This window comes from Guopingia tenuis, assembly GCF_014384805.1.
In the GTDB taxonomy this organism is placed as follows: domain Bacteria; phylum Bacillota; class Clostridia; order Christensenellales; family Christensenellaceae; genus Guopingia; species Guopingia tenuis.
Window position 1 is genome coordinate 1,022,009 of the sequence record NZ_JACRSS010000001.1, and the last position, 13,302, is coordinate 1,035,310.

Below are 13,302 nucleotides of genomic sequence, written 5' to 3' on the forward strand. Positions count from 1 at the left end.
TTTCCGCCGGCTCGCGGATTGTAATATATTCCCGCATCATCCGATCTGGACGCGGTGGAACACCTTTTTGCCCTTTTTGATGAGAACCGCCCCATCCTGGATATCCGCATCCGAAAGCGTATAGAACTCGTCGGCAATCTTTTCCCCGTTTACCAGCACACCGCCGCCGGCAATCAGCCGCCGCCCTTCGCCCCGGGATTTGGTCAATCCGCAGAGCATCATCATATCGATGAGTTTGGCATTTTCGCCAAACTGTTCTTTTGTAACCTGCGTCGTGGGCACATTGCCGCCCTCGCCCGCGCCTTCAAAGAGCTGCCGGGAGGCCGCTTCCGCCGCACGGGCCGCCTCCTCGCCGTGAATCTGCTTGGTCAATTCATAGGCGAGCACGCATTTGGCCTCGTTGATCTCCTGATCCTTCAGGCTTCCCAGCCGGTGTACCTCTTCCATGGGCAGGAAGGTCAGCAGCGACAGACATCGCTCCACGTCCGCATCCGCCACATTTCTCCAATACTGATAAAATTCATAAGGCGATGTCTTTTCCGGGTCCAGCCAGAGGGCGCCGTTTTCCGTCTTGCCCATCTTCTTGCCGTCGCTTTTTAAGAGAAGCGTGCAGGTGAGGCCATAGGCCTCCTTCTGCTCCTTGCGCCGGATGAGATCCGCGCCTGCCAGAATATTGCTCCACTGGTCGTCGCCGCCCATTTCCAGCTTGCATCCATAGCGCCGGTTGAGCTCCAAAAAGTCATAGGCCTGCATCAGCATATAGTTGAATTCCAAAAACGTCAGGCCCTTTTCCATCCGCCGCTTATAGCATTCCGCCGTGAGCATGCGGTTGACCGAGAAGTGGGCGCCCACCTCCCGCAGAAACTCGATATAATTCAAATTGCGCAGCCAGTCGCCGTTATCCACCATGATGGCCTTTCCCTCGGAAAAATCCAGGAATTTGCCGATCTGCTTGCGGAACTGGGCCACGTTATGGTCGATAGTTTCGGTTGTCATCATCTTGCGCATATCCGTCTTGCCGCTGGGGTCGCCGATCATACCCGTGCCGCCGCCCAAAAGGACGATGGGGCGGTGTCCGGCCCGCTGCATATGCGCCATGGCCATGAGAGCCACATAATGCCCCACATGCAGGCTGTCCGCCGTGGGGTCAAACCCGATATAGAAGGTGATCTTCTCCCTGCCCAGCAGTTCCTCCAGGCCCTCGTGGGTCACCTGCTTGATAAAGCCCCGCTCCTTGAGGACTTCATATACATTCTTCATCCGTACTTCCTCCGCCTCTATGTTATCTTTCGTAAGGCCCGGCCATCTCATCCAAAGAGCTTGCCCAGCCGTTTCATTCCCGCCCTGATGCGTTCCTCGTCCACCATGGTGAAGTTCAGCCGCATGGTGTTGTTGTGGCCGCCGTCATAATAGAAATGCGTTCCCGGGACATAGGCCACCTTGTTTTCCACGGCCTTCCCGAAGGCCGCCGTGGCGTCGCATCCCTCCGGCAGCTCCACCCAGAGAAACATGCCGCCCTCCGGCGCAACCACCTGCGTTCCCGCCGGGAATACGGTCTTTGCCATTTCCACCATGGTTTCCATTTTTCCCCGATAATATGCAATGTTTCGGGCAATTCCCTCGGGATAGGCCCCGCTCTTTATATATTCCGCCACCATGGCCTGGTTCAGGTTCGCCGTATGGACATCCTGCCCCTGCTTGCCCAGGTTGAATTTATGGATGATCTCGGGCGTCGCATAGGCCGCGCCTACCCGCAGGCCGGGGGATATGGTCTTGGAGAAGCTCAGGAGCTTGACGACGATCCCCTCGGTATCAAAGGATTTGATCGAAGGCTGGGCCTGCCCGGCGTAGCGCAGGGAGGCATAGGGATCATCCTCCAGGATCAGGCAGCCATATTTGCTGCACAGCTCCACCATTTTCCGTCTCCGGTCCGCCGGGAGTGTCCGGCCGGTGGGGTTCTGGAAAGTGGGGATTGTATAGACAAATTTGGGATGATAGGTTTTGAGCTTTTCCTCCAGGTCTTCCATTACCATTCCCTGTTCATCCATCTGCACACCCTGTAGCTCTGCCTGATAGAGCTTAAAGGTCTGCAGCGCGCCCAGGAACGTGGGCGATTCCACCAGCACCACATCCCCCGGATTGACAACCGCCTTTGTCATGAGATCGATGCCCTGGGAGGAGCCGGTAAGGGAAATCAGTTCATTATCCGCCGGATGCAGGCCCTCCGCCTCAAAAAGGCCCTTGACCTGCGCAAGGTATCCGGGCACCCCGGCCGTCCCGCCATACTGCAGAATGCTGGCCCCTTCCTCACGGATCAGCCTGGCCGCGATTTCAGACAGCGCCTCGGAAGGAAAAGTGACCGGGGCCGGGTTTCCTCCGGCAAAAGAGATGATCTCCGGATCCGCCAGCAGCGCAAAAATCTGGCGGATTGCGCTTCCCGTCACGCCTTCATACCGTTCTGCAAATGATACCTTCATAGCTTTTCTCCTTATTTTATCAAACTATAGGAAAACAAAAATCTGTTTTTCATCTTTTGTGAGCGGACGCGCCGCTTGCTTTCTATATTTTATTATTATAATCCCTTCGCCCGCCTATCGCAAGGGGAAAGCCGACAAAAGCTCGTTTTTCCCCTGCCTTCCCCAAGCCCGCCGCCGGCGGTTTTCCCGAAATTCCCTGCAAAAAATAAAAATTTCCCTTTTCTATATCCATTCTTGCTGATATAATGTATATATGGAATCTATGCGTAGGTTCATAATTTTTCGGCACAGGCCTCCCGGCCTGGCGAAACGAGCGAAACTAAATTGAAGGAGGAAAAACTTCATGCAATTTTCCAGAGAAGTGGAAGAAATGGTATGTGTAAAAAAGGGCCCGCATCACGGCCCGGCCCCCATTCCTGAAGAAGGCAAATGGGTGCAATCCAAGGAAATCAAAGACATTTCCGGCCTGACCCATGGTGTTGGCTGGTGCGCTCCTCAGCAGGGCGCCTGCAAGCTGACCCTGAACGTCAAGGACGGCATCATCCAGGAAGCCCTTATCGAGACGCTGGGCTGCTCGGGCATGACCCACTCCGCCGCCATGGCTGCGGAAATCCTCACGGGCAAGACCCTTCTGGAAGCTCTGAACACCGACCTGGTCTGCGACGCCATCAACACGGCAATGCGCGAGCTGTTCCTGCAGATCGCCTATGGCCGCACCCAGACGGCTTTCTCGGAAAACGGCCTGCCCATCGGCGCTGGCCTGGAGGACCTGGGCAAGGGTCTGCGCTCCCAGGTAGGTACCATGTATGGCACCAATGAAAAGGGCGTCCGCTATCTGGAAATGGCAGAAGGTTACTGCCTGGAGATGGCTCTGGACGAAGAAGACCAGGTCATCGGCTATAAATTCGTGCACCTGGGCAAAATGATGGAAGCCATTCGGAACGGCATGGATCCCCGGGAAGCCTATCAGAAGAATATCGGTACCTATGGCCGCTATGATGAGGCTGTCAAGTACATCGACCCCAGAAAGAAATAAGGAGGTGCAAGCAAATGGTACAATTTGAAGGTTATGAAAGAAGAATCGCAAAGATCGAAGCTTGCATGAAGGAATACGGCTTCTCCTCTTTGGAAGAAGTGAAGGAATATACCGAGAGCTTCGGCATTTCCGTGGACACCATCGTCCGCAACGTGCAGCCCATCGCGTTTGAAAACGCCGTTTGGGCCTATACCCTCGGCGCGGCTATCGCCCTCAAGAAGGGCTGCAAAAAGGCTGCTGACGCAGCGGAAGCCATCGGCATCGGCCTGCAGGCATTCTGCATCCCCGGTTCGGTTGCCGATCAGAGAAGCGTAGGCCTGGGCCATGGCAATCTGGCCGCTATGCTGCTCCGCGAGGAGACCGACTGCTTCTGCTTCCTGGCGGGCCACGAATCCTTCGCGGCGGCGGAAGGCGCTATCGGCATCGCAAAAACAGCCAACAAGGTCCGCAAAAAGCCCCTGCGCGTCATCCTGAATGGTCTGGGAAAGGATGCTGCGGCCATCATCTCCCGCATCAACGGGTTCACCCATGTGGAAACCCAATATGACTATGCGACCGGCGACCTCAAGGTTGTTTGGGAAAAACCCTATTCCAAGGGCGAGCGTGCCAGCGTGAAATGCTATGGCGCGGACGACGTTTCCGAAGGCGTCGCCATCATGCGCAAGGAAGGCGTTGACGTTTCCATTACCGGAAACTCCACCAACCCCACCCGCTTCCAGCATCCGGTTGCCGGCACCTATAAGAAATGGGCCATCGAAAACGGCAAGAAATACTTCTCCGTTGCTTCCGGCGGCGGCACAGGCCGCACGCTGCATCCCGACAACATGGCGGCAGGCCCCGCTTCCTATGGCATGACGGATACCATGGGCCGGATGCACGGCGACGCGCAGTTCGCAGGCTCTTCCTCTGTTCCGGCTCATGTGGAGATGATGGGCCTCATCGGAATGGGCAACAACCCCATGGTCGGCGCATCTGTTGCGGTTGCCGTTGCGGTAGAGCAGGCGAGCAAATAATCGCATCATAATGCGGTTTTTCGCAAACGCGTACGAAACATCATTTAAAAATTGACTTAGACACATCATCGTGCGGAAAATGCCGATGATGTGTCTAATTTTTTTGCTTAGGCACATCTGAAGGATGGGAGTAATCTAAAATAAAGAAATCCAAATGCTGAAAGAAAGTAATGACGATTGCATTGAGAGAGGGGACGATAGGACATTATAAGCAATTCTATACAACGCAGTTTTGCAAGGTCATTCCTTCCCCCCCCAGAACTGCCGCTCAATAAATTTACACAAAAGACCTAATCGATTATGCAACCCATCTCACCAAAATGCCGGAAAACGATAGGCGTATTCACACTCTCCTTGGAATTCAATTATATCGTTTCATCTTCTCATGAGAAAGAAATATATTTCCCCATTTCAAAATGAAAATCAGCAAAGTGGTAAAAAAAGGCCAATGGAGACTTTTGCAGAAAAGAAACAGCTAAAAAATGATGAGGCGTGCCTTTTGAAACACTTATATACAATAGGGGGATAAATTTTCTCTCCCCGTTCTCCTTAAAATAATCCACTCCCCGGGTATACTCATGGATCTCAACCCCGGTTGTTGTTATATAGTTCATCCAAAAGACAAAGATCGCAGGCTTTGCTGCGCCAAATGAAAACGGCAGAGCAGCCGGAGTATATTTGCCTGCATGCGAAGATTCAGCCGCAAAATATGGGAGCAATTCCCAACAGCAAGATTTATATCCGCTGTATGACCATGGCCCTGCTATGCCGTAAGACTGGCGTTTTTAGCAGGCAAAAGGGCGGCCGGAATATAGAATCCCGTCCGCCCTTTCTATATATTCCCTCTCGCTAAAGCGGGAAGCGGCGCTTTCTTCTCTTCTGCGCTTTACAACAACATTCCTCCGGAATCTCATGAATCAGTCAGCAGGAAAGATACAGGTGAATGTCGTTCCCTTTCCGGGCTCGCTGATGGCGGATATCTGCCCATGGTGTGCCTCTACAATCCATTTCGCCATCGATAGTCCCAGCCCGCTGCTTTCGGAATTTCTCGAGGGATCTACCTGATAAAACCGATCCCAGATATGCGGCAGATCCTTGGGGGCGATCCCAATCCCGTCGTCCTTTACGCTCATCCGGATCTGGTTTTCCTCTTTTTCCACCGAAACCCAGATGTGGCCGCCCGGCTTTCCATAACGGATCGCGTTTTGCAGCAGGTTGCTCCAGAGCCGTATCATCAGCGTCTGATCCGCCTTCCCATATATGCCCGGCTGAATTTTCGCCTCCACGGCGATATCCTTTTCCCCGGCGATGCCGGAAAATTCCTCCACGGCCATTTCGCCGAGCTCACTGAAATTCAGGCGTTCCAGATCCAGCTTTTCCCGGCCCTGATCCGCCCGGGAGAGCAGCAGCAGCTGGGAAATCATATCCGACATGGAGGAAATCTTTCGATGGATCACTTCTACTTCCCGGCGGCCCTCCTCATCCAGGTGGTTCCCCTGCAACAGCTCCTCGCATTGCATGAGCACCACGCTGGTGGGCGTTCGCAGCTCATGCGCAACGTCGCTGGTAAACTGCTTCTCGCGTTTCATTCCCGTGTCGACAGCCTCTAACAGATCATCAAAGGTCTGGGCAAGCGTATAGATCTCATCGCTCCCTTCGCCCAGTTGAATCCGTTTGGATAGATCCTTCTCCTTTTGAATCCTCTGCACGGTTTTTGTGATTTTAGACACAGGATAAAGGGCCCGGCGGCTCATCAAATATCCGCAGACCGCAGTGAGAAAAATCAACAGCGGAAACAGAATCAGGGCGATATGCAGCGTAAACCGGAAATCCTGCTCGGCGTCGCTGATAGAAACAATCCCCCGGACTACGACGGTTTGATCGTTTTGCATCAAAATCTCCATGTCCAGGACGTAGTATTCCTTTTCCCCGGCCGCAATCGTCCGCACATCTCCCTCCTTAAAGGGAAGGTCATAGACAAATCCATAGGGAATTCGCCCATAGAGCAGCTCCTGGCTGTCCTTATCATAGACGGAAAGATAGACCCCGTCCTCCAGATCCATCAGATCTGAATCAAACTTCAGGCGCCCGTCCTCATAGTCAATATCATGAAAAGCGTCCGCCGTCCGCTCCTCCAAAGCGCTCTCTACATTGGACAGGATCTCATGGGAGCTGATGGAAAACAGCAACGCCAGCACGACGCACACGACCAGAATCATCACTCCCGTATGCAGCAGAACCAGCCGGGCCTTGAGCGATAGCTTTTTCATTTGGCATCTTCCCTCAATATATAGCCATGCCCCCGGACGGTGTGGATGAGCTTGTTCTCATATCCCTCGTCCACTTTTTTTCGCAGATAGCGGATATATACATCGATCACATTAGAGCCGCCGGAAAAATCATAGTCCCAAACGTGCTGCTCCAGCTTATCCCGGCTTAAAACAACGCCGGCATTCTGCATCATATAGTGCAGGAGGGCATATTCCTTGGAGGAAAGCCGGATTTCTTTGTCGCCGCGGAAAACCTGGCGCGTATCCATATGGAGCGACAGATCCGCCACGCGCAACACGCTGCTCTTCTGCGTAACCGGCTTTCTGAGCAGGACGCGGAGCCGTGCCAGCAGTTCTTCAAAGGCAAAGGGCTTGACCAAATAATCGTCTGCTCCGGCGTCCAGTCCGGTCACTCGGTCCTCGATACTGTCCTTTGCTGTCAGCAAAAGCACCGGAATCGCATTTTCCCGCTCCCTAAGCTCCCGCAAGACTGCAATGCCGTCCTTTTTTGGCATCATAATGTCTAAAATGAGCGCGTCGTATTCCGCACACTGCAAATAATCCAGCACCTCTTCGCCGTCAAAACAGGCGTCCACGCTGTATCCATTCTCTTTCAACCGCTTTTTAATCAGTCGGTTTAGATCCCTTTCATCTTCTGCAATTAGTATCCTCATTTGCTTTCCCGCCTTTTTATCAGTATATCATATCCCAGGCAGCTGTTTCCACATTCTGTATATGGAAAATCCGCAGCAGATTGCGCTGCGGATTTTCTTTTATGCAGTCTTTGAATTTATATCAATCCCAGTTCTCTGCGCTCCATTCGATAAAATTCCCGGTGGCCGCATCCATTTCAAATTCATATTCCATCCGATTATAGTAAATTTCTCCCTCATAAACCTGGCGGCCGTCGTCGCGGTCGAGCTGAATGCGGATATCCTGTTCCGTCGCTCCGGGCACTCTTGCCAGCGCCAGGCTGCGCGCCTTATCCAGGGAAAGAATCTCCCCGCTTGTGCCATTGGCATTCCCGCTGTTTCCATTCCCGGGCGTATAGTTTTCGATGTCAAAATCCGAACTGAGAATTTTCCCCGTGGATTTTTCAATATCATAGTCGTATTCTTTTCCCTTGGCATAAAATTCCACTTCATAGATAGCGCGTCCGTCGTCATAGTCTTCTTTCACCCAGAGGAATTCCGTATCAGCTTCCTTCACACCGGCATCCTCCAATGCGATGCTTTTTGCCTTATCTTTGGTAATGGCCGAAGTGCTGGCGGATTGACTGGCCTGCGGCGACGTTGCCGGCGTCTGGGTTGTCTCGGGAGACGGGGCGGGAGTGTTTTCCGCCAAATCGTCGCTCGTGTTCGCCGGATCCGTTCCAGCGATTCCCGAAGTCACTGCATCAAAGGAGGAATTCAGGATCTCTCCCGAGTTTCTTGCCACATCATAGTCATAACTCTTATCCGCCGTCTTAAACGCGATCTCATAAACCGGAGAGCCGTCCTCGGTACCTTTGCTCACCTTCAGCGCAACTATGTCGCTTTCCGAAACCCCTGCATGGGCGAAGGCGGCTGTTTTCGCCTCCTGTTCGCTGATTTCCCCGCTTTTTTGCCCGGAGGAAAGTGCCAGCGCTGTCCCACCGCCGATCACCAAAACCGCGGCCACTACAATCAGCACAACTGCTTTGGTATTTAATTTTTTCAGAAAATCAAGTTTCATATCTGCTCCCTTCTTTCTATAGCCCATCATACTTTTTGTTTCCGGCTATATCTGAAGTATACCCACCCCAAATTAAAGAAAGATTAAAATAAAATTTATTTTTTGATTTTTAAAATAAGAATATCCCCTATGGCGCCCGGCCCCGCATTTGCATATTTTTCGTGTATTTCCAGGCGTCTGTTTTTTATCCGCTCTCTTTTTCTTTTCGAGATTAATTCCGCGCCGCAGAAATCCGCAGCCATCTTTCCCATCCGCAATATGGCTTTTTATATCCCCGCCGGTTTTAAATAAAAAAGACGATGCCGAAAAGCACCGCCTTTAAAGCAATTGTTTCTTATCCCTGGCCCTCTGCCTCCGGGGGTAGTGTTTCCTTTCCCCTTTTTTTGCCGCGGATCATATAATACACTTCGTCCCAGATAATCAGAATCGCACCCACGATCAGATTGGAATAATAGGTGAACAGCCGCCAGATCATCATGGCAAAATAGAGCAGGTTCTCGGGGAAATACAGCGCAAAGAACAGATAAAATCCGCCCTCGCTGGCGCCGATCGCCCCCGGCGTCGGGAAAAATGCGACCGCCAGATAGAGGAAAATCTGCATGGTGAATAAATCGATATAGCCGGCGCCCTGCAGCCCCACACCCCGGTAAATGCAATAGGTGATGGAATACAGGCTCAGAATCGAAAGCACCGAAAGCAGCAATACAATGACCGATCGGCTGGGCTGCTTCCGGATAAATTCTCCGGCAGTAGCGAATTCATCGACCCCTTTTGTGAACTTCTCGGTCATCCGATCCTTCTTTTTCTTAAAGAAGGAGATTTTCGTAAGCACACGGATGACAAACATCCCAATCCGCAGCACCAGCTTTCGGTTGATCAAGATGAAAAGCAGGAACAGCACCGTGGCAAAATTGATGACAAACCCCAGCGTCGTCAGCCAGAACAGCGCGTTATAGCTCTCATAGATCATCTGCCCCCGGACGATCATGGTTACGACATAGAAAATGCACATGGAGAGCACATAGCCGATAAACCGGACGGCCAGAATACAGGTAGACTTCGCAAAATTCACGCCATAGCGCTTATAATATCCCATCTGCATGGGCTGTCCGCCTGTAGAAAACGGCGTGATCGCACTATAATATTCGCCGATCAGCGTGACCTTCAAATTCTTCCAGAAAGACACTTTGCAGTGCATCGTATGGGTCAGATATTGCAGAACCACACCCTGCACCAGCCAGAACCCCAGCACGCAAAGGCCGCAAAGCAACAACCAGTTCGTATTAAATTCATTCAGATGCTGCCCAATGCTCACAAAATTGGGATCGGAAAAACCCAGGAAATAAATGATTAAAAAAGTTCCAACAATGTAAACCAGCTGCCAGAGCAGCTTCAGACTTTTTTTCCTTGTCTTTTTCATACCGACTCCATAAGACCTTTCCCCGCCCCTTGGCGGTCCAATAAAAAATGCCGTACACCCGCATTCGATTCGCCATATTTACAGGCACTTCTATCTACAGCTCAAAACAGACCTTCCTGCGGCACACATAAATGACTACTTACTGCTGCTTCCGTCAGGACCTGACAGGGTTCATAGCTTTATATTGCACAGGATCCATTCCTCAACGCCGCATATAAACACCGTACACAAATATATGCAAAACCTCGTGCGGGAATTCAGCCTCGCTATAGCGGATTGCGAGTACAGGGCACCGCTAACTCCCCGCCTAGTACGACAAACTTATAATCCATACAAATATCCTTCCGTTCAGTCGTGGTTATTATATCCTATTTTCACCTTTTTAGCAACTCTTAATTTTTTCCTCCGGAAAGCAAATCATTTTTTTATATACATTCCCTCATGGAAGGGAAAAGAGCGGGAAACCCCGCCCTTTTCAGCAATTCTATTGGCTCAAAACATAGTTTTGCGCATCACACACTGTTCCCGTCCCGGTCCAACGCCGATCATGGCCACCGGAACGCCCGTCTCTTCCTCAATGAGCTTGACGTATTCCTGCGCCCCCTGGGGAAGATCCTCAAAGTTGCGGATTTCAGAGATATCGTCCCGCCATCCCTGCATTTCCTTATAGACCGGCTTCATCTTGGAAAGCATTTCCAGAGACGCCGGATAGTTATCCACCATTTTTCCTTCGTATTCATATCCCACGCAGACCTTGACCGTGTCAAATCCGCCCAGCGTGTCCATCCGGGAAAGGGCAAAGGCCGTGATCCCCGAAACCCGGACGGCAAACCGCAGGATTACCAGATCCAGCCAGCCGCACCGCCGCGGGCGCCCGGTTACCGTTCCAAATTCATGGCCCTTGTTGCGGATCGCATCGCCGGTTTCATCAAACAGCTCGGTAACAAAAGGGCCTTCTCCCACACGGGTCGTATAGGACTTGACGACGCCCAGCACATCCGTGACCACCTGTGGCCCCACGCCCACGCCGCAGGCGACACCGCCCGCCGTCGGGTGCGAAGATGTGACAAACGGATACGTTCCATAGTCCAGATCCAGGAGCATACCCTGCGCTCCTTCAAAAAGAATTTTCTTGTTCTGCTTCACATAGTCATAGATGAGCAGAGAGGTATCCTCAATCCGATCCTTCAGTTTCCGGCCATATTCCAAATAGTCGTTTAAAATTTCATCATAGGAAAGAGGCTTCCCGCCATAGATTTTGGTAATCAGCTCATTCTTTCCTTCCAGAACCACCTTCAGCTTTTTGGAAAAGCGGTCCTCTTCCAGCAGGTCGCACATCCGGAAACCGCAGCGGGAGGTTTTGTCCGCATAACATGGCCCGATGCCGTTGCCCGTGGTTCCGATCTTCGCGTCGCCCAGGCGCGCCTCAGAAAGCGCATCCAACACCTTGTGATAGGGCATGATCACATGCGCCCGGTCGCTGATATGCAGGTTCGCCGCCGAAACGCCTTTGGCTTCCACATATTCTATTTCCTTCAAAAGGGATGCCGGGTCGATGACCACGCCATTTCCAATGACGCAGGGCTTTCCCTCGGAAATAATTCCCGATGGAATCGTGCGCAGCTTGAATTCCTGGCCATTTGCATATACCGTGTGCCCTGCGTTATTGCCCCCCTGATACCGGATGACCATATCCGCTTGGCCGGCAAGATAATCCACAAATCTGCCTTTTCCTTCGTCGCCCCATTGCGAACCGAAAACAACTAACCCTGGCATTCTCTTTCACTCCTACAATTTTTTCGTGCTGCGGAATTTTCCACACACCTTTCCTATCATAGCAAGTTTCTCTCCATTCGTCAATCCGTTTTGCAAAATGCGTGCCGGAAACCTGCAAATAGAACGGTTTTTGGAGATACAAGCATGAGGTATAGCCTTTTTGCAGCCTCATTTTTCTCAGGGCTCCCCGCGGCTTTGTCAGGCGTCCTTTCCTACCGAATATGGCTCCGGGATCCGGCGGCGTCCCGCTCTATTTTTTCAACGGCAGAATTCCCGATAGTTCTGGCATTTTTCAAATAAATCCCCCGGGAAAAATATCCCCAGGGGATTTTTCCATTCTGCTTTTTTCTCAGACAGAAGGTTTGCTTTTTCTCCCACGCGCCAGGACGGCAACAGCCGCTCCGGATATGCCTGCCAGAAGAATATAGGGCAGCATGCCCGTTTCCTCTCCCGTCTTTGGTACATCCGTTTCCGTATCCGCGGGCTTTGTTTCCAGCGCAGCAATCGCATCCTCGATAGCCTGCGCCATCGCGTCAACTTCTGTCTGCTGCGTTATGTTCTTTCCGCGCACCACCGCATTCACCGCAGCGTCTACCCCGGAAAAGTCCTTATAATCCTCCTTCTTCAATCCCTCCGCTTTCTGGATCGCGGCATCTACTGCCGTATAATCCGCATCCTTATATTCCAGTGCGGCGATGGCGTCCTCGATTGCCTGCGCCATTGCGTCTACCTTTTTCTGGGGAAAATCTTTGTCACGCACAACGGCGGCAATAGCCGCATCCACCTTGGAAAAATCCTTGTAATTTTCCCGGTTGAGTCCGTTCGCCTTCTGAATCGCAGCATCCACTATCGCATAGTTGGCGTCGCTTTTCAGACCGATGGTCTTCTGCACAGGCGCCGCCAGCGGGCTGTAATTTGCTGCCGCATCCAATACATTCACTGAAACTGTCATGGTCTCTGCCGTCATATCGTCAGCGGCAACAAAAACGGCGCTGTATTGATTGCCTTCTTTGATTACAGAGCTCCCTTCTTTCAGCCGGGCATTTTCCACTGTCATGGAAATTTCTTCGGCCAGCGGCAGACCATCGTTATAATCAAAATTATTGGTAATCTCAGCTGTGACCGTAAATTCACTGCCGCGATAGACCACGTCATCGGCTTTTATCTCGATTGCCGGTTCAGCTTCGCTGATGACAACCGGCTGTGCCAGCGGCACATTCTTTATTACCATATCATAGTCCGCCGAATACCAGTCTTTGTCTTTTCCCTTCAAAATAAGATGCGTCGCATCTACCTGGGTATACGTTCCTGCATTGGGGGAGGAAAGAATTCCATCTCCATCCGCGGATACTTCGTCTCCCACAAAAACCCCGGCAAACACGAAATCCGTTATAGCGACGACATTCGTTCCATTATAGGTTCTTCCGGATGCGGTCGCCTCATTATAGCCGATTTCATCCGCTGCTGACGCCGCCATGGGGAGCGCCACACACGCCATAACACAGGCGCAAAGGCCTCATAGCCACTTTTCCTTTTTCATTTTCTTTCTCCTTTCTGGTCGTTTCTTTAAAGATATCCTAAGATATCAAAAAAAGCC

At 51.8% G+C, this 13,302-nt stretch carries 10 protein-coding genes and 1 other RNA gene; 2 read left to right on the plus strand and 9 right to left on the minus strand.

Features of this window, described 5'->3' with window-relative positions; genetic code table 11:
* Positions 1-36: 36 nt before the first annotated feature.
* Complete coding sequence (gene tyrS, locus H8693_RS04900; protein ID WP_249280026.1) at positions 37-1,260, minus strand: tyrosine--tRNA ligase; 1,224 nt, start codon at positions 1,258-1,260, stop codon at positions 37-39.
* A 47-nt stretch (positions 1,261-1,307) separates the two neighbouring features.
* Positions 1,308-2,477 (minus strand): aminotransferase-like domain-containing protein, encoded by a 1,170-nt coding sequence (locus tag H8693_RS04905; protein WP_249280027.1) that lies wholly within the window; start codon positions 2,475-2,477, stop codon positions 1,308-1,310.
* 343 nt (positions 2,478-2,820) lie between these two features.
* Between H8693_RS04905 and H8693_RS04910 the strand changes: the two genes are divergently transcribed.
* On the plus strand, positions 2,821-3,513 hold the full coding sequence (locus tag H8693_RS04910; RefSeq protein ID WP_178618953.1) for an iron-sulfur cluster assembly scaffold protein: 693 nt from the start codon (positions 2,821-2,823) through the stop codon (positions 3,511-3,513).
* Between the two features lie 14 nt (positions 3,514-3,527).
* Positions 3,528-4,526 carry a GGGtGRT protein gene (locus H8693_RS04915; RefSeq protein ID WP_178618951.1) on the plus strand — a complete coding sequence of 333 codons (999 nt, stop codon included), beginning with the start codon at positions 3,528-3,530 and terminating at the stop codon, positions 4,524-4,526.
* A 917-nt stretch (positions 4,527-5,443) separates the two neighbouring features.
* On the opposite strand, the gene H8693_RS04920 is transcribed toward H8693_RS04915, so the two are convergent.
* The 7 genes from H8693_RS04920 to H8693_RS04950 all read right to left on the minus strand — a co-directional run bounded on the left by H8693_RS04920 (position 5,444) and on the right by H8693_RS04950 (position 13,182).
* Positions 5,444-6,796 carry a sensor histidine kinase gene (locus tag H8693_RS04920; protein ID WP_249280028.1) on the minus strand — a complete coding sequence of 451 codons (1,353 nt, stop codon included), beginning with the start codon at positions 6,794-6,796 and terminating at the stop codon, positions 5,444-5,446.
* Entirely contained in the window at positions 6,793-7,470 is a 678-nt protein-coding gene (locus H8693_RS04925) for a response regulator transcription factor (RefSeq protein ID WP_249280029.1), read from the minus strand. Before H8693_RS04925 ends, H8693_RS04920 begins: the two co-directional genes overlap by 4 nt.
* Positions 7,471-7,591: 121 nt before the next feature.
* The gene (locus H8693_RS04930; RefSeq protein WP_249280030.1) at positions 7,592-8,509 is read right to left on the minus strand and encodes a PepSY domain-containing protein; all 918 of its coding nucleotides are present in this window, start codon (positions 8,507-8,509) and stop codon (positions 7,592-7,594) included.
* Between the two features lie 334 nt (positions 8,510-8,843).
* Entirely contained in the window at positions 8,844-9,929 is a 1,086-nt protein-coding gene (locus tag H8693_RS04935; RefSeq protein WP_249280031.1) for a lysylphosphatidylglycerol synthase transmembrane domain-containing protein, read from the minus strand.
* A gap of 50 nt (positions 9,930-9,979) precedes the next feature.
* Positions 9,980-10,245, minus strand: an RNA gene (gene ffs, locus H8693_RS04940) — signal recognition particle sRNA large type.
* Between the two features lie 176 nt (positions 10,246-10,421).
* Positions 10,422-11,705 carry an adenylosuccinate synthase gene (locus H8693_RS04945; RefSeq protein ID WP_249280032.1) on the minus strand — a complete coding sequence of 428 codons (1,284 nt, stop codon included), beginning with the start codon at positions 11,703-11,705 and terminating at the stop codon, positions 10,422-10,424.
* Positions 11,706-12,054: 349 nt separating this feature from the next.
* Positions 12,055-13,182 (minus strand): YDG domain-containing protein, encoded by a 1,128-nt coding sequence (locus H8693_RS04950; RefSeq protein ID WP_249280033.1) that lies wholly within the window; start codon positions 13,180-13,182, stop codon positions 12,055-12,057.
* Positions 13,183-13,302: the final 120 nt, after the last annotated feature.